Genomic DNA, 19,834 nt, shown 5'->3' with positions numbered 1-19,834 from the left:
TTATAAAGGAATTTTAATTGGATGAATCTTTTATAGTCCAAAATGGCACTTTTTCAATCCCTTTATAAAACAACTTATAATTATTCCCTTTTACTGCGTATAATGATTTTACACAATAAGGATTAGTGATAAATGACTCACCACTATTTATCGTTATGCCATTATATACATTTATTTCAGTATAAATACAAATATCAGGGTTTCTTACATAGTTATCTTCAACAGATATCCATTCTGATTCATAAGCAAACTTCTTATTTTTTCCAAGAATATTTTTATCTATACAAAATAAAAATTCCTTGTCATCAAATTTCACTTCTCGTTCTTCCTTTCTTTTTAATCTTCCAAATTGCTTTTCTTCTGCTAAAAAAGAAGTTCCTCCAGCCAATGAAATTCTTTCCGGTATAAAAACCCCTCCATCAACAAGTTGCTTAACCAAATTACAAGTAATTGCCACTTGTGGTTCCTTTGTAAGTGCCTTATCCATAGTCTCCGAAATAATTATATGCCACTTTTTATCAACCTCCATCTTCGTTGCGTCATCAATTACATATTCTTTTATATGTTGCTCGAAGCCTAAATACTCAACAATTCGTTTTAATGAATTTATTGAGTTTTCATGAATATCTACAACCGTAACACTTATCTCTTTATTCGTAAACTTTGACAATAGCGGAACTATTAATGTTCCATATGGACCACTTCCAGCGTATAATATTTCGATCACCTCACCTTTAAATTTTTCTCCCAAATCTAAAACCGAAGTATAGATCCCCTTTAGAAACTTCACGGTTCTAATATAATCCAAAATACAGTCTATAGCATGTTCTGGAGATAATGCTAAACCTCCTCCTACTTCAGTAGGGGTATTTATATTTGGATCCAACAAAAGCTCTTCTGCAAGCTGTTCATAAAAGACATATAAATTCGTTGCTGCTATTTCGGATTCCTCAGCCGTTTTAGCGCTTAAGATGCTCGACACTATATTATTTAACATTACTTTTTTTTACGAAATTAAGGTTTTAAAACTAATTTTATTCCTAAATCTATTACTCTAATGCACAATATTCATGCGCTCATGACATCTACTTTTATAGATAAAACTTAAGAGTCTAATTTTGTCATATTTAAGCTATATTTGATTTCAAACTTAACTGAAATATCATGAAACAAAAAACTACTTATTTTTACTATTCAAAAAGGTTTAGAATAGCCTTTTTGGCAATACTCTGTTTATTTACACTCCCCTGTGTATCACAGACAACAGAGGATTTCGAGGACGAAACAGTTGGTACCAAAACTTTTACCAATAATGGTCAACAATTTACTATAGTCGATGGATCAGGGCATATTTACGACATTTTTAATGCTACAAACGCTGGATGGAATGGTTCTACTTCAGATCATAAGTTCATCGATAACTCTGACGTAAGTGCCACTGGAAATGGTTCTTCATTCACAGTAAAAACTACTGATGGAACAGATATCACCGTTAAAAGCTTTTATTTATTTGTTTCTAATGTACAAGTAAATGCAAATCCAACAACTACCCTTACCGTTACGGGGAAAAAAAATGGAGGAACTGTTTATACTGTTAATAAAAGTTCAGGTTTCTCCAATATTGTTACTATTACTCCAAATAATGGTTTTACACTAATCGATTTAACCACTGAAGGTGGAAGCGACAATTCGAATACAGCAGTTGATGAAATTACGATACAAACAACTAATAATGCTGAATATTTGGCTCTTGATGCATTTAGATGGGATGTAGCTCCTACCTGTACCGATCCTGACGTACCAACGGTCGCTGCAACAACTTCACCTATTTGTACTGGAGGAAACACCAACTTAAATATTACAGGTAGCCTCAATGACGCTACCAATTGGCATATTTATACAGGATCATGTGGAGGAACACAAATAGGAACAACTGCAACAGGTACTTTTAATGTAAGTCCAACAACCACTACGACTTATTATATCCGTGGTGAGGGTGGCTGTGTAACTCCTGGGAGTTGTGGTACGGTAACGGTTACCGTAAATAATTTAGACGATGCTTCATTTAACTATAGTGCTTCAAGTTATTGTGTGAATGCTGCTGACCCTTCACCAACTATTACTGGTTTAGCAGGAGGTTCATTCTCATCTACAGCTGGATTAAGTATTAATGCGGGTACTGGAGCTATCGATGTTTCAGCTTCTACTCCAGGTACTTATACCGTAACATATACAACGACAGGAACTTGTCCGAACTCATCAACAACTAGTGTTACTATTAATGCTTTAGATGATGCTTCTTTTAACTATAGTGCGGCTGCATATTGTATTGACGCTTCTGATCCTTCGCCAACTATTAATGGTTTAGCTGGAGGTTCATTCTCTTCAACGGCTGGATTAAGTATTAACGCGGGTACTGGAGCTATCGATGTTTCAGCTTCGACTCCAGGAACCTATACGGTTACATATACAACGACAGGAACTTGTCCGAACTCATCAACAACTAGTGTTACTATTAATGCTTTAGATGATGCTTCTTTTAACTATAGTGCTGCTGCATATTGTACAGATGCTTCTGATCCTTCGCCAACTATTACTGGTTTAGCAGGAGGTTCATTCTCATCTACAGCTGGATTAAGTATTAATGCGGGTACTGGAGCTATCGATGTTTCTGCTTCTACTCCAGGAACCTATACGGTTACATATACAACGACAGGAACTTGTCCGAACTCATCAACAACTAGTGTTACTATTAATGCTTTAGATGATGCTTCTTTTAACTATAGTGCTGCTGCATATTGTACAGATGCTTCTGATCCTTCGCCAACTATTACTGGTTTAGCAGGAGGTTCATTCTCATCTACAGCTGGATTAAGTATTAATGCGGGTACTGGAGCTATCGATGTTTCTGCTTCTACTCCAGGAACTTATACGGTTACATATACAACGACAGGAACTTGTCCGAACTCATCAACTGCTAGCATTACTATTAATGCTTTAGATGATGCTTCTTTTAACTATAGTGCGGCTGCTTATTGTGTTGACGCTTCTAATCCTTCGCCAACTATTACTGGTTTAGCTGGAGGTTCATTCTCTTCAACTGCTGGTTTAAGCATTGCTTCGAATGGAACTATTGATGTTTCAGCTTCGACTCCAGGAACCTATACGGTTACATATACAACCGCTGGAACATGTCCGAATTCATCGACCGCTAGTGTTACTATTAATGCTTTAGATGACGCTTCATTCAACTATAGTGCTTCAGCTTATTGCGTAGATGCCTCTGATCCTTCTCCAACAATTACTGGTTTAGCTGGAGGTTCATTCTCTTCAACGGCTGGATTAAGTATTAACGCGGGTACTGGAGCTATCGATGTTTCAGCTTCTACTCCTGGAACCTATACCGTTACATATACAACGGCAGGAACTTGTCCGAACTCATCGACTGCTAGCGTTACCATTAATGCTTTAGATGATGCTTCTTTTAACTATAGTGCCGCTGCATATTGTGTTGACGCTTCTGATCCAACTCCAAATATTACAGGTTTAGCTGGAGGTTCATTCTCTTCAACGGCTGGATTAAGTATTAACGCGGGTACTGGAGCTATCGATGTTTCAGCTTCGACTCCAGGAACCTATACAGTTACATATACAACGACAGGAACTTGTCCGAACTCATCTACAACTAGCGTTACCATTAATGCTTTAGATGATGCTTCTTTTAATTATAGTGCTGCTGCATATACCACAGAAGATACCGATCCAACACCTAATATTACTGGTCTTGCAGGAGGTTCATTCTCTTCAACGGCTGGGTTAAGTATTAATGCGGGTACTGGAGCTATCGATGTTTCAGCTTCGACTCCAGGAACCTATACGGTTACATATACTACTTCAGGAACTTGTCCAAATTCATCAACTTTTAATATAGAAATATTTTATGGCACTTACACTTGGACTGGAAATGTTGATAATAACTGGAGTAATGCTTCTAACTGGAACAATAATATAGTTCCTCACACTGGAGGAGATATAACTATCCCTAACGGTTTAATGAATTATCCGACAGCTACATCAGCGGTAACAGTTAATAGTATAACCCTTAATAACGGTGCCTCTTTTATTGCTCAAGCTTCTGTAACTGGTAGTATTACTTATAACAGAAACCTGCCAACTACGAATTGGTATTTAGTTTCTTCTCCTGTTTCTGGAGAAACTCTTGAAGACGTGCTAGCAAATCATACGTTCGCTACCGGTACTGGTCCGAATTTAGGCTTAGGATACTATAGTAATGTTACAGGACCAGCTTGGCTTTACGCACAAGCAGGACAAACAGGAACCATTGCAAATGGGATTGGTATTTCAGTTAAATTGGCTGCTTCTGGTGACTTAACAACTACAGGAACATTAAATACCTCAAATGTAGTTACTCCAATTACTACAGGTACAAGAACTAGTTTCAACTTATTAGGAAACCCATTTACCTCTTTTGTGAACTCTTCAACGTTTGCTTCAACGAACACAAGTGTACTTACCGAAGAGACTTTATGGCTATGGGATGGAACTCAATATACTACATATAATGCTGTATCTCCTATTGAGTTAGCTCCAGGTCAAGGATTTTTTGTTGAAGCTTCAGGAAATGCTAATGTAACATTTGCTACTTCAAACCAGAGTCATCAAACAACTGATACTTTTATGAGAAGCTCTGAAAGCTCTCATCCAACTTTTGAGTTATTTGTTGACAGACAAAACGAGAAAAAATCTACTAAAGTATTTTATGTAGATGGAAAGACTACTTCTTTTGACAACGGTTATGATTCTAAACTATTTAGTGAAGATACATCTGATTTAAAAATATATACTGAATTAATTACCAATAACGAAGGAAATAAATTAGCGATTCAAACATTACCTAATAGTGATTTTGAAACTATGATTATTCCTATCGGGGTCAAAGCAAAAGATGGAGACATAACGTTCTCTGCAAATGCATTAAACCTTCCTACTGATATTAAAGTTTTCTTAGAAGATAGAGTTAATGAAACTTTCACTGATTTATCTGAACAAGATTATTCAATTACTTTAAACGAAAGTATTGATGGAATTGGGCAATTTTATATACATACTACCCGTCAAGTTTTAAGTAATGACCCAACACAATCATTAAACAATGTAAGTGTTTACAAGTCTTCTAATAGTACTATTACTGTTGCTGGATTACAAACTGAAAAAGGAAGTTTAGTTTTATATTCAGTTGTTGGAAAGAAAATTATGAACACTAAGTTTAGTTCTAATGGAACTACGAATGTTTCTATCCCGAATTTACCAACTGGAATTTATTTAGTAGAAGTTGGTTCTGATTTAGGAAAAGTAAGTAAGAAAATTATTATTGAGTAATTACAATTTTAAGTACAGATGAAAAAACAAAGCAACAATACAGATATTTCACGTAAAGAAGCTCTTAAAAAAATCGGGAATTATGGTAAATACACCGCGTTAACCGCATTAGGTACGTATTTATTATTAAATCCTAAAAAAGCACAGGCACAAAGCCCTGAAGCACCAGGAGAAGACTTCTAAATACTGACTTCATAAAACGCAAAAACCTCAAGAGAAATCTTGAGGTTTTTACATTTAATACGATTTGTGATTAAAAACCTCATATAAACCCTTGATTATCTGAACTTAAAACTCAAAAAAAAAACTAAAAAAACCATTTTATAATAGATTTTTTTTATACTTTTAAGCAATGCTATGGATTTGAATACTTTATCTTTTTTCTAAAGGTAAATTAAACACTCCAACACATATTTTTATTTAAAAATCTCATAAAAAAAGTCTATGAAAAAAATCTATTTTTATAAGATGATTTTATGTGCTATGCTAACAGTTTTATGCATGCGCTCATCTTACGGACAAGGTCAAGAAACCTTCGATAACACCGATACTAGTTCTTCTACTCGGTATAAAACAAGAACCTGGACAGGTAATGACGGCTCTATTTGGACAGCCACAAACTCTCGAACATCGGGAGCTGATATTAACGGAACGGCCATTGGTCTGAACGACGATGTTGCAAACACCTATGTTGAATCGGGCACAATTTCAAAAGGTATTGGATCTATTACCTTAACTTTCAAACAATTTTTCTCTGGAAGTGATACGGGTACATTAACCATTTATGTAAATAATTCAGAGGTTGGAATGGTAACTTATAATGGAGATGAAAACTCGTCCTCTACAACCGCTTCAATTAACAATATTAATGTCTCTGGAGATTTTATTCTTCGTATTGCCAACGAAACAGGAGGAGATAACAATGGAGGAGATAACCGTATTGCTATTGACGATATTATTTGGACTTCTCACTCTTCCACAAATCCAACAATTGGTTTTGATTCCAGTCTCAGTTCAGAAACAGAAATTAATACTTCATTTAACACCGTTGTACCAATTAGTATGATTAATTACACTTCAACTATAATAATAGACATATCGGTTCATGAAAGCAGCACTGCGGAAACTAACGACTATTCATTAAACACAACTTCCTTAACTTTTAACAGTAATAGTACTCAAAATGTTTCCATTGATATTAATAATGATACAGACATAGAAAATGAAACCATTGTTTTAAGTCTAACTATTTCTGATGGAAATGCCGATGTTTCAATTTCTCAACATACCATATCCTTATTGGATGACGATCAAGCATTGGTCATAAATGAAATTCATGCAGATCCTGATTCCTCAAATGGAGACGCTAACGGTGATGGACAAATAGATACGGCAGATGATGAATTCGTGGAGATATACAATACTAGCGGGTCTGATTTAGATATATCTAATTGGATTCTGGCCGATGCTACGAAAGTTCGACATACCTTTCCTTATGGAACTATTATTCCAAAAGAACAAACCATTGTCGTTTTTGGAGCGGGAACTCCTGTAACGGTTCCTGGTTTGGTTCAGGTTGCTTCAAGTGGTTTTTTAAGTTTAAATAATAGCGGAGATACTATTACTATTAGGGACGAAAATGATACTCTCATACTTACAGAAATATATTCTTCCGCTGGTAATAACCAATCAATCGCAAGAAATGATGATATCAACGGAACCTTCGTAGATCATTCTCATATTTCTACAAATCCAATTCTTTTCTCTCCAGGACGAGATAACACAACTAACATCTCTTTTTCACCAAATATAAAATGGATCGGAGCTACGAATAATGATTGGAATACTTCCTCCAACTGGCTCGATGACAGTATTCCTAATTCAATTTCGAATGTTATAATACCTGAAGGACTAACTAATTATCCAACAATATCAACTGAAGTAACGGTAAGTTCAATACAGATGAGTTCTGGCACCTCATTAATAGCCAACGCCCCTGTTACTGGACTTATTACCTATAAAAGAAATTTACCCAACACAAACTGGCATTTAGTTTCCCCACCTGTTTCAGGAGAAACCATTGAAGATTTAATTAGCAATAACTCATTTGCTTCTGGAACAGGCACCAATATAGGTATAGCTCCATATAACAATGATGGAACGGCATGGGACTACCAAACTTCCTCTTCTACTGGAGGTTTAGTATCAGGTCAAGGTATTTCTGTAAAACTTAATTCTTCAGGATTTATTTCCTTTACAGGGAGCCTAAACGTAGATAATATAAGTTATCCTATTACTCAAAATACAAGTAATTTTAACCTAGTTGGCAACCCTTTCACTTCTTATGTAAATTCAGCAACATTTACTACTGAGAATTCAGGAATATTATCAGAAGAAACAATATGGTTGTGGGATGGAACTCAATACATAACTTATAATGCGGCCTCTCCAATTGAATTAGCACCTGGTCAAGGTTTCTTTCTTGAAGCCTCGAGAAATGGCTCCGTAATATTTAGTTCTTCAAATCAAAGCCATCAAACCACTGATACTTTTATGAGAAGTTCCGAATCTCTCCTTCCCGCTTTTGAGCTATTCATTAATGGACATGGTAAGCAAAAATCTACGAAGGTTTTTTATATAGATGATAAAACTACAGGTTTTGACAATGGATATGATTCCTCAATGTTTAGCGAAGATTCTTCTGATATGGCAGTTTTCACTCAGCTAGTTTCTGATAATGAAGGAAAACAATTAGCCATTCAAACCTTACCTAATAACAGTTATGAAACCATAGTAATTCCTGTTGGTCTTAATTTCCAGACGGGAAATATTACTTTTTCTGCCAATACATTAAACTTTCCAACAGATGTTAAAATAATATTGGAGGATAGAGTTAATGAGGTTTTAACAGATTTATCTGAACAAAGTTATTCAGTTGTTTTAAACGAAAACGCTCATGGAATCGGACAATTTTACGTTCATACGTCAAGAGATGTATTAGGTATTAACTCATCCGAATCGTTGAATAATATTAGTATTTACAAGTCTGCAAATAATTCCATTACTATTAACGGATTGCAAGTAGAAAAAGCTTCATTAACCATCTACTCTATTGTTGGAAAAAAAATTATGAGTTCTAAGTTTAGCTCCAATGGAAATTCAATAATTTCTATTCCCAAACTATCAACAGGTGTTTACTTAATAGAAATAAACTCTCCATCTGAAAAAATTAACAAGAAAATAGTTATTAATTAATTGAATGAAAATGAAACAAGAAGACAACAAAAATATATCACGAAAAGAAGCCTTAAAGAAAATAGGCATTTACAGTAAATACACTGCTCTTACGGCATTAGGAACCTATATTTTACTGAGTCCTAAAAAAGCTCAAGCCCAAAGTCCAGAAGCGCCTGGGGAAGACTTTTAATATATAATTACTTAAAGTACATGTTTAGAGCCCGATTTAATATCGGGCTCTTTTCTCTATAAACTTAGTTTTTATATTATTCTATACTAATCACCTCATTTAGATACCGTTAAACTTGTTATCTATAAAACTCCTTCAATAAACTTACGAACGAGGAGTCTTCATCTATGCTGCTGCTTTTTTCATTAAGAATAATAGTAACTTTGATGTATGTTCATTTTCTATAAACTATTCTATAGTTTAAAATAATACCCCTTAAATAATTAATTAAAAATATATAGTTATGATTACTGATTTAACCTTAAAAAAATTATCGTTTGAAAACATTGGTTATGATTCGTTCCTAAACGCAATGCATTATAATTTCACCCACCCAACAAAAGGAAAATTCATTGCAGTAATGGCTAATAGGTATTCTGAAATACATATTGACTCTGTTGATTATTCTATAAACTTAATCTTTAAGAATATTCAAGATTTAAAAGAATGGATTTTAGAGAACGTATAAAAATCTATATCAACTTCGTTTAGTTTCTTTCAACAATACGAGATGGTTTCTTTATAAACGGAAAGAGGAGTCTGACCTTAGTCATAACCCCTCTTTCATCCCCTTATATAAAAAAACACATTATCGTTGTTGGCTCCCTGGAGGATATTTAGCCATTATTTTATTTACAAATTCTTTGATTCTTTCTTCTCTTTTCTCGACATTTCTCATAGTAAGTGCACCTGTTCCAACACCTTGCCAAACTAACTCTTTGTTTCCGGCATCCAACAAATCTATAAACAAAGTACCTTCAGTATATTGAGATACTGTCACTGGATTCGCACCATAATACCAAGGGTACCAAAAACCTCCAAACCTGTTATCGTTAACATTAATTCTTTCTCTTGATTTCGTAAATAAGCTTATTAACACATCAGGAGCTGACGATTTCGTCATTCCTTTAGCTAACAATTCTGCTTCTACTGCTCTTAAAATTCGTTTTTTATCCAAATCATTAATTGGAGCCTTATCAATTCCTGTTTTATAAAATGCAAATGTTTTATATCTTGAAAAGTCTGCTTTGGTATCGTAATCAGTAGATACTCTTACTGTACTGCATGAAGTAAACAGCAATGCTATAACCGGTATGAAAAGTAACTTTAATAGTTTCATCTTTTATATATTTAAAGGGTTTCTGATTGAAAATTCTCAATTAATTACACAAACTTCATCAGAAACTGTTAGACAATCATTGATCTAATTTCGGAAGTCTTTCGTAGCAGGTATTTAAAAACACAAATTTTCCTACACAACAACTTCTTTTACATAATATACAACAAAACAATCATTTCTTGATAAAAACCAAAAAAAAGAACGTTTAAATGCACTAAAAACACATCAATAAACATGCCAAAAAAATAATTTCATGATTGTTCCATTATTTACTTAATTCAACGGAAATTTTAATGTTTAAGAATCACATTACTCGCAAATTATAAGTACTTTTGGCGCGTGATACTTATTTCAAAATATCTTGTACCCAACGGTTTTGTTGGTCTTGCTATCTATCCCTTTATTTTTTTAAAGAAAGATGAACTAAAGAAAGATATTTTTCTGATTAACCATGAACAAATTCATTTAAAACAGCAACAAGAAACCTTAGTCGTTTTTTTCTTTGTTTTCTATGTTTTAGAATGGTTTTTTAAATTAGTTAAATACCAAAATACTGCATTGGCTTACAAGAATATAAGTTTTGAAAAAGAAGCTTATTTAAACGAAGGAAATCTTAATTACCTGAATAACAGAAAATTTTGGTCTTTTATTAATTATATATAATTTTCATAAAAACCTGTTTTTTTTTAAGTTTTCCGTAAATTGCAGACCTATTATTCAACCTAAATTACGAATGGAACAAATAACTCCTTATAAACCTAAATACAAAGTAAGAATTGTAACTGCGGCATCTTTATTTGATGGCCACGACGCAGCTATTAATATTATGAGAAGAATTATTCAATCAACTGGGGTTGAAGTAATTCATCTTGGACATGATAGAAGTGTTGAAGAAGTTGTGAATTGCGCAATTCAAGAAGATGCTAATGCCATTGCGCTAACATCTTATCAAGGTGGACATAATGAGTATTTTAAATATATGTATGATTTGCTGAAAGAAAAAGGAGCAGAGCATATTAAGATTTTCGGTGGTGGAGGTGGAGTAATTCTTCCTGAAGAGATCAAAGAATTAATGGAATATGGAATTACTCGTATATACTCTCCGGATGACGGTCGCTCCTTAGGTTTACAAGGAATGATTAATGATTTGGTTCAAAGATCTGACTTTCCTATAGGTGATACTTTAAATGGTGAAATTGATTCTCTTGATAAAAAAGAAATAGGAAGTATTGCTCGAATTATATCTTCAGCCGAAAACTTTCCTGAAATAGCCAAGCCGACTCTTGATACAATTCATGAAAAAAATAAAAACTCAAAAACTCCAGTATTAGGAATTACAGGTACCGGTGGAGCTGGTAAGTCTAGTCTTGTTGATGAATTAGTAAGACGTTTTTTAGTAGACTTTCCTAATAAAACTGTCGGATTAGTTTCGGTTGACCCTTCAAAACGTAAAACTGGAGGAGCGTTATTAGGTGATCGTATTCGTATGAACGCTATTAATGATTCTCGTGTTTATATGCGATCTCTTGCGACACGTCAATCTAATTTAGCTTTATCTAAATATGTAAATGAAGCTGTTGAAGTATTAAAAGCTGCCGAGTTTGATTTAATAATCCTAGAAACTTCTGGTATTGGCCAATCTGATACAGAGATCATTGAACATTCTGACGCGTCGTTATATGTAATGACACCAGAATTTGGTGCAGCTACGCAGTTAGAGAAGATTGATATGCTAGATTTTGCAGACTTAGTAGCTATTAATAAATTCGATAAAAGAGGTGCGCTAGATGCTTTAAGAGATGTTAAAAAACAATACATGCGTAATAATAATCTTTGGGATATTCCCATGGATGAAATGCCTGTATTTGGAACTATTGCCTCTCAATTCAATGATCCTGGAATGAACTCGCTATATAAAGCGATTATGGACAAGGTGGTTGAAAAAACAGGAGTAGATTTACAATCTACTTTTGAAATTACGAAAGAAATGTCTGAAAAAATCTTCGTAATTCCTCCAGCTAGAACACGATATTTATCTGAAATTGCTGAAAATAATAGAGCTTATGACAAAAAAGTTGATGATCAAGAAAAAGTAGCTCAAAAGCTTTATGGAATTTATCAAACAATTTTTTCAGTTGGTAATATCAATCAAACGAACACATCTTACATTGATAAATCTGGAATTAATGAAGAAGAAATTTTAGCCTATGCTAAAAATGATGACGATAAACAATTTTTGTCTTTATTGATTAAAGAGTTTGATCGAGTTAAAATGAATTTAGATCCTTACAATTGGGAAATCATTTTAAATTGGGATACTAAAGTAAAAAAATATAAAGATCCAGTATACACATTTAAAGTTCGTGATAAGGAAATAAAGATTGAAACACATACGAAGTCTCTTTCTCATTCAGATATACCAAAAGTAGCCTTACCAAAATATAAAGCTTGGGGCGATTTACTTCGATGGAATTTACAAGAAAATGTTCCTGGTGAATTTCCTTATGCTTCAGGTTTGTATCCGTTTAAGAGAACTGGTGAAGACCCTACGAGAATGTTTGCTGGAGAAGGTGGTCCAGAACGTACTAACAGACGTTTTCATTACGTAAGTTTAGGAATGCCCGCCAAGCGATTATCTACAGCTTTTGATTCTGTTACTTTGTATGGTAATGATCCAGGACATAGACCAGATATTTACGGGAAGATTGGAAATGCTGGTGTTTCTATTTGCTGTTTAGATGATGCGAAGAAACTTTATTCTGGTTTTGACCTTAGTCATGCTATGACTTCTGTTTCAATGACTATTAATGGTCCTGCACCAATGCTGTTAGGTTTCTTTATGAATGCAGCTATTGATCAGAATTGTGAAAAATATATTAAAGAACATAGCCTTGAAGCGGATGTAGAAACTAAACTTCAAGAATTATATGATGATAAAGGAGTTGACAGACCGCAATATAATGGAGAGCTTCCTGAAGGAAATGACGGATTAGGATTATTGCTTTTAGGACTTACTGGAGATCAAGTTTTACCGACTGAGGTTTATCATGAAATTAAAACAGCTACGCTCGCCCAAGTCCGTGGAACGGTACAAGCTGATATATTAAAAGAAGATCAAGCTCAAAATACTTGTATTTTCTCTACTGAATTCGCTCTTCGATTAATGGGAGATGTTCAGCAGTATTTTATTGAGAAAAATGTGAGAAACTTTTATTCTGTTTCTATTTCTGGATACCATATTGCAGAAGCTGGTGCGAATCCAATTACTCAGTTAGCATTAACTTTAGCTAACGGATTTACCTATGTAGAGTATTACTTATCAAGAGGAATGGATATTAATAAATTTGGACCAAATTTATCTTTCTTCTTCTCAAATGGAATTGATCCAGAATATGCCGTAATTGGTAGAGTTGCTCGTAAAATTTGGGCAAAAGCATTAAAATATAAATACGGTGCAAACCCAAGAGCTCAAATGTTAAAATATCATATTCAAACTTCTGGACGCTCATTACATGCTCAGGAAATTGACTTTAACGATATTAGAACTACATTACAAGCCTTATATGCCATTTACGATAATTGTAACTCACTTCATACAAATGCATATGATGAAGCGATTACAACACCAACGGAAGAGTCTGTGCGTCGTGCCATGGCTATTCAATTGATCATAAACAAGGAACTTGGTTTAGCTAAAAATGAAAATCCAATTCAAGGTTCATTTATTATAGAAGAACTAACTGACTTAGTTGAAGAAGCGGTTCTTACTGAATTTGATAGAATTACTGAACGTGGCGGTGTGTTAGGTGCAATGGAAACCATGTATCAACGTTCTAAAATCCAAGAAGAAAGTTTATACTATGAAACATTAAAGCATACGGGAGAATTCCCTATTATTGGTGTAAACACCTTCTTAAGTTCTAAAGGTTCTCCAACGGTTACTCCACAAGAAGTAATTAGAGCTACTGAAGAAGAAAAACAGTTCCAAATTAAAACGAAAGAAAACCTGAATGAAGCGAATAAGCAAGAGGTTATCAACCAATTAAAGTCTATTCAAGAAGCAGCCGTTCAGAATGAAAATATCTTTGAAAAACTAATGGATGCAACCAAAGTTTGTTCATTAGGAGAGATTACCTCTGCTTTGTTTGAAGTAGGTGGTCAATATAGAAGAAATATGTAACCAAATAAAAAGAGCACCAGCTTTGGTGCTCTTTTCTTCAATTATTAGTTATGGAAAACACCTCTTTCAAATTTAAAAAATGGAGTTTTAGATTTCTTATTTATACAATTATAACTCAAGTTGGATTATCTTACTTAATTGCTATTTATAATTCAATAAGCTATGATCAAAATGTTTTTTCTAGGAATCTTCAAATATTATCAGCAGTAAATATAATTACACTGATTATCGGAATCTCGTTCTTAATTATATCACTAATTAATAAAGAAGATAAGAATTATCAAATATATGCCGGTATCGTTATTTACCCAATATTAGCGGTTTATACCTTATTGTCATTCATTGGGTAATATTCAAACCTTTTTTAGTATTGTTTATAAAGTGTTTTACCAGAATTAAGATAGTTTATAATATGGGTTATAGCTCTTTCCTTAGCTTTGTTTAAAGTATTCTTAAAATTGAATAGAAAGACTGAGCTTTCTCCAATAGCCGTGAATTCGTGAACTTTTCTCTTTGTTTTTAAATCATAAATATTAACCTTAACATTTATAACACAGTACTCCACTGAAGTTGTGTGCATGGTTCCAAAATTATTTGGTCCCACAGTAGCGGGCGAATTCCTCATTTCTATTCTATTGGTCACCTCAAAATTTGAAAGGTAAATAAGATAATCCGAACGTGATTTCTCCCTTAATAAATCGAAAGTGTTGATCTCTCCTACCTCAACATTTGAAAATAAAACACTGTTTTTCAATTTACTTCGAAAGGTCTTCTTAAATTTCTCAGAAAAATCCGCCTTACTCGTAAACATCTTATTGAAAGTAGTTACGAACTCATCTAAGTCTACATTATCAGAAGCTTTAATAATAGTTTTCTTAGATTTTAACCTATTTATATCTTCTTTATTTAGAATGTGACTCACATAATGCTTAGTTGGTCCACATGATATTAAAAACAACGAACCAATTATTAAAACTAAAATTTCATTAATTTTTCTCTTCATAGCGATACGCTTATATTCAAATGATATCAATTATGCATTAAACATCAACTTTCTCAAAATTTACTGAAGATTCAAATGCATCTACTATTTTTGACACTATTTGCTTCGAATATTCCAATATAAAAAAATGTTTACCAGGTATAATTCCAATTTCTCGAGGGAATTTTGTTTCATTATTCCAACCTTTTATTGAGGTAATTGAAACCTTGTCCTCTCCTTCTCCAATCTCATCTTCTCCCATACAGACGAATATTGGAATTTCAAAAAGGTTTTTCATTGGAGTAAAAATATACTCTTCTAGTGCTTTAAAATCTGCTTTCAAAATAGGGTAATGTAAATCTAGTAATTCTTGATGTGCTAGAACCTCTTTTGGTAAACCTCCCATTTCCTCAACTCGTTTCCAAAATTTATCTTTAGGTAGCTCTGATCTTTTTTCATTTCTCTCAGTACCTGGAGCTCCTTTTCCTGTAAAATACAAACATTTAGGAAGTTCGCTATTTGACTCAACTAATTTTTTAGCTAATTCATAGCCTAAAAGCGTTCCTAAACTATGTCCATAAATCATATATGGTTCTTTAGAAATAAGATTATTTATCTGTAAAAACAAGTCATTCACCATGGAATCAATATCTTCTAAAATTTCCTCGCCAAATCTATTTCCCCTTCCAGGTAATTCCAATGTTATCCATTCTAAAGAGTTTGGAATACACTTTTCTAGTTCTTTGAAACTATATTTACTTCCTCCTGCAAATGGTAAGGCTATAATTTTCATAAATCGTATAGAATTTGGTTAGATTATTTCGGCTGCGAACATACTACTTTTCTCAAAAAAGAGAAATAATCATTTACATCTATATTCGGTTCTATACACCAGTATTTAATAAAAACACATCTATCTTGTCCCTCTAAAGCTTCGATACTTTCAAACTAAAAAACTCTTCCTTTCCTTTATCTGTTAGATAAGGATACAAAGACTGCATGATTAGTTCATTATTATCTTTAAGATCATTTTTTGACAACTCTTTTTCAATACTCGCATGAGAAAACCAGAAATCACCAATAATTTGAATTCGCTTATACAAGTTCAAATATTCGTTCACAAGTTCCTCTCGCCTAATTATACCATTCACTATAAATACCTTTAATATTTCATGAAATTGCTCCTGTCTTATGTCAGTCAACATAATATAATGTTCTTTTATTTTAGCATGCTCTCTCATTATTTGAGTAAAATCAAGCATAAAAAACCGGAATTCGTAAAAAATATTAGCAATCGTACTATTAAGTCTAATTAATAAGTTAAGTTTAATTTTTCCATTCACTAACTCAAGAATTTCATTATTGATGCAATCTACCATTTGAAAATAAATACTTTCTATAATGTCTTCTCTTTTCTTAAAATGGTAGTTTAAATTTCCTTGGCTAATCCCCATCTCTTTAGCAATTGTTCTTAAAGTTATTTTGGATAACCCATGCTCATTGAAAAGGGATATTGCTGTTTCTATAATTCTATCTTTTGTTCTTCCCATACTGCAAATATAAAAATTAGTAGAATTGACCTAGTAATTATTTTTTTAGTAACTTTGACCTAATTTAAGCCAGTACTATGCAACACACAATCATTGGAGGAGGTATTGGAGGGTTAACCTTAGCTCTTCTGCTCGAACAAAAAGGGTTTACTTCTGAAATATATGAGCAGTCTGAATCATTTAAACCCATTGGTGCCGGAATTATTTTAGCCATTAATGCGATGAAAGTTTATACTCATTTAGGTCTTCACAAACAAATAGAAGCAGCGGGAATAGAATTATCAGAAATGACGATTACAAAACCTAATTTTAACACCTTATCAACATCAAATTTTTCAGACTTAAAAAAGAAATTTCAAACGAAAACCATTGCAATTCATAGAGGTGAACTTCAAAAAATTTTGCTTTCCAATTTAAAAACAACCAAAATTCATCTTAATTACAAACTCATATCCATAAAAAAACAAAATAACACCTACGAATTACATTTCGAAAACGGAGAAATAATACATAGAAAAATTCTGTTCGGAGCAGACGGAATACATTCTAAAGTAAGAAATTATTTATTCCCTAATTCAAACCTAAGAGATAGTAAGCAATGGTGTTGGAGAGGAGTAACTTCTTTTAAAACTACCCCATATATTAAAAACAGCTTAATAGAAGCTTGGGGAAAAGATGTTCGCTTTGGATTCGTTCCAATAAATGAAGAATACATTTACTGGTATGCTTTGAAAACAATGAGTTCGACAAAAGAACAAACTTTTGATTTTAACACGATGTTTCAATCTTTTAATCCTCTAGTTATTGAACTCATCGAATCCACACCAAAAAATACCATCCATTTTTCTCATATAGAAGATCTGTTTCCAATTAAACAATGGTATAAAAACTCTATATGTTTACTTGGTGACGCAGCTCACGCTGCTACTCCCAATATGGGACAAGGTGCTTGTCAAGCTATTGAAGATGCTTATGTCCTTTCCGAAACCTTAAATCCAGATAATATTCAACAATCTTTTTCTAAATTTCAAAAACAACGTTATGCAAAAGCCAACTCTATTGTAAAAATTAGTTGGAAACTAGGAAAATTAGCACATATCTCCAACTCTTTCTCCATAATGTTACGAAACTCATTCCTAAAATTAACGCCTAAGTACATTAATCAAAAACAACTAGAAAACATCTTTCGATAAATCCACATATCAATGAAAAAAGTTATTGAAGAAAAATTACTACTAAAAAAGCACCATCAAAACTTACTGAATCCAATTGATTTTACAGATACATTTTCAACGACCAATCACCAAGACTCCATAAAAGTAATTGCTCAATCAATTTTCAATTATACGCCAAAATGGATTGACGTACTATTTAATATAAGAAATAGAATTGCTTCTTTTATTGGTCTGAAGAATGAAATACCGAAGGATTACAATAACGAATTCAGAACAGGAGGTTATGTCGGTTTCTTTAAAATTTATAATTGTGGAGATTCCGAGTGCATCCTGGGGGTAAATGATTCCCATTTAAACTTTCGAGTTATAATAACCAAAGAAACATCCAACTACTATAACATAAAGGTAACTACATTAGTTCAATATAATAATTTGAAAGGAAAAATATATATGTCAATCATAAAACCATTCCATCAAATAATCGTTAGAAGAATGGTTTCAAATGCTTTCAAACAAAAGATACAAAGATAAATGATTAGTAGAATCAACACATTCATTTATACTCAAAGATTTCTTGCTTTTTTTAGTATATTAGTAACATAAAACATAACGTGATGAAAAGACTACTACTAACATTTATTTTAATAGCAATTATTCCCAAAACAAATCTGCTTGGTCAGAGTGATACTGGTGTTAAAATTACCATTACCGTAAAAGATGCAAAAAATAAACCAATACCAGGTGCAATTATTCTTTTTGACGATGTAAGGCAGAAAAGATGGACTAATTCTAAAGGCGTTTTTAAAGCTAAATTAGATAAAACCCCTAAGGAAATATGTGCTTTCTCTCCTAAAGTAGGAGTTCAAAAGGTAGCTTATACCGGTAAAAAGAACATTTCTATTACAATTCGCGAGAAAAATGATATTTATATGGGGCGACTCCGCTGTCAAAATCAGATAATACGGTTCAATTCAAAAGTATTTATGACTACCTTAGAGGTAAAGTTCCTGGAGTAAATGTTTCAGGTGCAAATACTATTAATATCAGAGGTTATAATAGTGTTAACGGAAGTATAACTCCCCTTTTCATTCTTAATAATACGGCAGTAGATCAATCCGTTTTCGGAGATGTTGTTCCTACTACAATTAAGCAAATTCGTGTGTTAAAAGGTCCAGAGACTGCGACATATGGTTCTAGAGGGGCAAACGGAGTAATTATCGTTGAAACTTTTTAACTTAAAAATTGAAATGACCTAAGTCATTTCAATTTTACTTTCTACTGATATTTCAGATCCTTCTAGTAAGAATACAGAACATGGAATAGTTTCGTGTAATATATTAAACTTAGTTCCGTAGGTTTCTTCAAAATTTACATCAATTTTATACTCTATTACTGGATAATATTTCCATGATGGATGGGTGACTTCATACTCAGTTGTTTTTAATCCGTTCTTTGCGTATCCCCAATAATGTTCTGCAATAAACTCTATTTCTGAATTTGGTTCCATATCTATCATTTCATTTTCTGCTAAAACTGATATCTTATTCCATTTGCTTTTTGTTTTCCATTGATAGTCCACTGTAATCTTATCATCTTCAATTTTCCACGAATGCTCCATTGGAAGAGTTTCATAATTTTCATTGTAAATAGTATTGGCTATAAACGTTATTGTTGGTTTAGGTACTATTTCTTTAATGAATACCACTCCCCTTTTCCAAACACCTTCCTCTTTCCTTCTTACGTAAAACCGTAGGTTTACTTCTTCAAAATTAATATGAAACGGAATTTTCATTCCAAGTAATCTAGTATTTTTAAACATAAACCCTATTAAACTAACATAACAGTTATCTTGATAAAAATCGAGCTCTGTACCTTCTGGAACATATGGTTTCAATAATTCAGAGGTTACCTTATAATTAACCATGCCTAACTTTCTCCATTCTGCCTTTAAAAAACTCATA

The 19,834-nt window shown here is 33.0% G+C and carries 17 protein-coding genes; 11 read left to right on the top strand and 6 right to left on the bottom strand.

What is annotated here, in order from left to right; all coding sequences use genetic code 11:
- Positions 1-13: 13 nt before the first annotated feature.
- Positions 14-997, bottom strand: coding sequence for an SAM-dependent methyltransferase (locus BLW23_RS18325; protein ID WP_093672585.1), 984 nt, complete (start codon positions 995-997; stop codon positions 14-16).
- A gap of 167 nt (positions 998-1,164) precedes the next feature.
- On the opposite strand from BLW23_RS18325, the gene BLW23_RS18320 reads away from it, so the two are divergent.
- From BLW23_RS18320 to BLW23_RS18310, 5 genes are all read left to right on the top strand, one after another.
- Entirely contained in the window at positions 1,165-5,400 is a 4,236-nt protein-coding gene (locus BLW23_RS18320; RefSeq protein ID WP_093672583.1) for a T9SS type A sorting domain-containing protein, read from the top strand.
- 18 nt (positions 5,401-5,418) lie between these two features.
- The gene (locus tag BLW23_RS23340; RefSeq protein WP_176829879.1) at positions 5,419-5,583 is read left to right on the top strand and encodes a hypothetical protein; all 165 of its coding nucleotides are present in this window, start codon (positions 5,419-5,421) and stop codon (positions 5,581-5,583) included.
- A gap of 261 nt (positions 5,584-5,844) precedes the next feature.
- Positions 5,845-8,655: a lamin tail domain-containing protein gene (locus BLW23_RS18315; protein ID WP_093672581.1), complete on the top strand. Its 2,811-nt coding sequence runs from the start codon at positions 5,845-5,847 to the stop codon at positions 8,653-8,655.
- A gap of 10 nt (positions 8,656-8,665) precedes the next feature.
- On the top strand, positions 8,666-8,827 hold the full coding sequence (locus BLW23_RS23335) for a hypothetical protein (protein ID WP_176829866.1): 162 nt from the start codon (positions 8,666-8,668) through the stop codon (positions 8,825-8,827).
- A gap of 283 nt (positions 8,828-9,110) precedes the next feature.
- Positions 9,111-9,335: a hypothetical protein gene (locus BLW23_RS18310; RefSeq protein WP_093672579.1), complete on the top strand. Its 225-nt coding sequence runs from the start codon at positions 9,111-9,113 to the stop codon at positions 9,333-9,335.
- Positions 9,336-9,455: 120 nt separating this feature from the next.
- Here the strand turns inward: BLW23_RS18310 and BLW23_RS18305 are convergent, their stop codons facing one another.
- Positions 9,456-9,986 (bottom strand): DUF4136 domain-containing protein, encoded by a 531-nt coding sequence (locus tag BLW23_RS18305; protein WP_093672577.1) that lies wholly within the window; start codon positions 9,984-9,986, stop codon positions 9,456-9,458.
- 733 nt (positions 9,987-10,719) lie between these two features.
- On the opposite strand from BLW23_RS18305, the gene BLW23_RS18295 reads away from it, so the two are divergent.
- Positions 10,720-14,166 carry a methylmalonyl-CoA mutase family protein gene (locus BLW23_RS18295; protein ID WP_093672573.1) on the top strand — a complete coding sequence of 1,149 codons (3,447 nt, stop codon included), beginning with the start codon at positions 10,720-10,722 and terminating at the stop codon, positions 14,164-14,166.
- A 50-nt stretch (positions 14,167-14,216) separates the two neighbouring features.
- A complete protein-coding gene (locus tag BLW23_RS18290; protein WP_093672571.1) occupies positions 14,217-14,516 on the top strand; it encodes a hypothetical protein in 300 nt (99 codons plus the stop codon).
- 14 nt (positions 14,517-14,530) lie between these two features.
- Here the strand turns inward: BLW23_RS18290 and BLW23_RS18285 are convergent, their stop codons facing one another.
- From BLW23_RS18285 to BLW23_RS18275, 3 genes are all read right to left on the bottom strand, one after another.
- Entirely contained in the window at positions 14,531-15,169 is a 639-nt protein-coding gene (locus BLW23_RS18285; protein WP_093672569.1) for a hypothetical protein, read from the bottom strand.
- 37 nt (positions 15,170-15,206) lie between these two features.
- Positions 15,207-15,941 (bottom strand): thioesterase II family protein, encoded by a 735-nt coding sequence (locus BLW23_RS18280; RefSeq protein WP_093672567.1) that lies wholly within the window; start codon positions 15,939-15,941, stop codon positions 15,207-15,209.
- A gap of 133 nt (positions 15,942-16,074) precedes the next feature.
- Positions 16,075-16,698 (bottom strand): TetR/AcrR family transcriptional regulator, encoded by a 624-nt coding sequence (locus BLW23_RS18275; protein WP_093672566.1) that lies wholly within the window; start codon positions 16,696-16,698, stop codon positions 16,075-16,077.
- A gap of 77 nt (positions 16,699-16,775) precedes the next feature.
- Here BLW23_RS18275 and BLW23_RS18270 point away from each other — a divergent pair, with 77 nt between their 5' ends.
- From BLW23_RS18270 to BLW23_RS23935, 4 genes are all read left to right on the top strand, one after another.
- On the top strand, positions 16,776-17,891 hold the full coding sequence (locus BLW23_RS18270; RefSeq protein ID WP_093672564.1) for an FAD-dependent monooxygenase: 1,116 nt from the start codon (positions 16,776-16,778) through the stop codon (positions 17,889-17,891).
- A 12-nt stretch (positions 17,892-17,903) separates the two neighbouring features.
- Positions 17,904-18,404 (top strand): DUF2867 domain-containing protein, encoded by a 501-nt coding sequence (locus tag BLW23_RS18265; RefSeq protein WP_093672562.1) that lies wholly within the window; start codon positions 17,904-17,906, stop codon positions 18,402-18,404.
- A gap of 83 nt (positions 18,405-18,487) precedes the next feature.
- A complete protein-coding gene (locus BLW23_RS18260; RefSeq protein WP_093672560.1) occupies positions 18,488-18,889 on the top strand; it encodes a hypothetical protein in 402 nt (133 codons plus the stop codon).
- Positions 18,817-19,107, top strand: coding sequence for a TonB-dependent receptor plug domain-containing protein (locus tag BLW23_RS23935; RefSeq protein WP_093673189.1), 291 nt, complete (start codon positions 18,817-18,819; stop codon positions 19,105-19,107). Before BLW23_RS18260 ends, BLW23_RS23935 begins: the two co-directional genes overlap by 73 nt.
- A gap of 18 nt (positions 19,108-19,125) precedes the next feature.
- Here BLW23_RS23935 and BLW23_RS18250 read toward each other — a convergent pair whose 3' ends face one another.
- Complete coding sequence (locus tag BLW23_RS18250) at positions 19,126-19,833, bottom strand: YqjF family protein (protein WP_093672558.1); 708 nt, start codon at positions 19,831-19,833, stop codon at positions 19,126-19,128.
- Between the last annotated feature and the right edge of the window lies 1 nt (position 19,834).

The organism is Tenacibaculum sp. MAR_2009_124, from assembly GCF_900105455.1.
GTDB lineage: Bacteria > Bacteroidota > Bacteroidia > Flavobacteriales > Flavobacteriaceae > Polaribacter.
This window is presented reverse-complemented; position numbering and strand designations above follow the sequence as displayed.

Excerpts from the sequence above, each read along its gene's own strand:
- BLW23_RS18325 (WP_093672585.1), bottom strand. The coding sequence starts at position 997 with ATGTTAAATAATATAGTGTCGAGCATCTTAAGCGCTAAAACGGCTGAG.
- BLW23_RS18320 (WP_093672583.1), top strand. The coding sequence starts at position 1,165 with ATGAAACAAAAAACTACTTATTTTTACTATTCAAAAAGGTTTAGAATA.
- BLW23_RS23340 (WP_176829879.1), top strand. The coding sequence starts at position 5,419 with ATGAAAAAACAAAGCAACAATACAGATATTTCACGTAAAGAAGCTCTT.
- BLW23_RS18315 (WP_093672581.1), top strand. The coding sequence starts at position 5,845 with ATGAAAAAAATCTATTTTTATAAGATGATTTTATGTGCTATGCTAACA.
- BLW23_RS23335 (WP_176829866.1), top strand. The coding sequence starts at position 8,666 with ATGAAACAAGAAGACAACAAAAATATATCACGAAAAGAAGCCTTAAAG.
- BLW23_RS18310 (WP_093672579.1), top strand. The coding sequence starts at position 9,111 with ATGATTACTGATTTAACCTTAAAAAAATTATCGTTTGAAAACATTGGT.
- BLW23_RS18305 (WP_093672577.1), bottom strand. The coding sequence starts at position 9,986 with ATGAAACTATTAAAGTTACTTTTCATACCGGTTATAGCATTGCTGTTT.
- BLW23_RS18295 (WP_093672573.1), top strand. The coding sequence starts at position 10,720 with ATGGAACAAATAACTCCTTATAAACCTAAATACAAAGTAAGAATTGTA.
- BLW23_RS18290 (WP_093672571.1), top strand. The coding sequence starts at position 14,217 with ATGGAAAACACCTCTTTCAAATTTAAAAAATGGAGTTTTAGATTTCTT.
- BLW23_RS18285 (WP_093672569.1), bottom strand. The coding sequence starts at position 15,169 with ATGAAGAGAAAAATTAATGAAATTTTAGTTTTAATAATTGGTTCGTTG.
- BLW23_RS18280 (WP_093672567.1), bottom strand. The coding sequence starts at position 15,941 with ATGAAAATTATAGCCTTACCATTTGCAGGAGGAAGTAAATATAGTTTC.
- BLW23_RS18275 (WP_093672566.1), bottom strand. The coding sequence starts at position 16,698 with ATGGGAAGAACAAAAGATAGAATTATAGAAACAGCAATATCCCTTTTC.
- BLW23_RS18270 (WP_093672564.1), top strand. The coding sequence starts at position 16,776 with ATGCAACACACAATCATTGGAGGAGGTATTGGAGGGTTAACCTTAGCT.
- BLW23_RS18265 (WP_093672562.1), top strand. The coding sequence starts at position 17,904 with ATGAAAAAAGTTATTGAAGAAAAATTACTACTAAAAAAGCACCATCAA.
- BLW23_RS18260 (WP_093672560.1), top strand. The coding sequence starts at position 18,488 with ATGAAAAGACTACTACTAACATTTATTTTAATAGCAATTATTCCCAAA.
- BLW23_RS18250 (WP_093672558.1), bottom strand. The coding sequence starts at position 19,833 with ATGAGTTTTTTAAAGGCAGAATGGAGAAAGTTAGGCATGGTTAATTAT.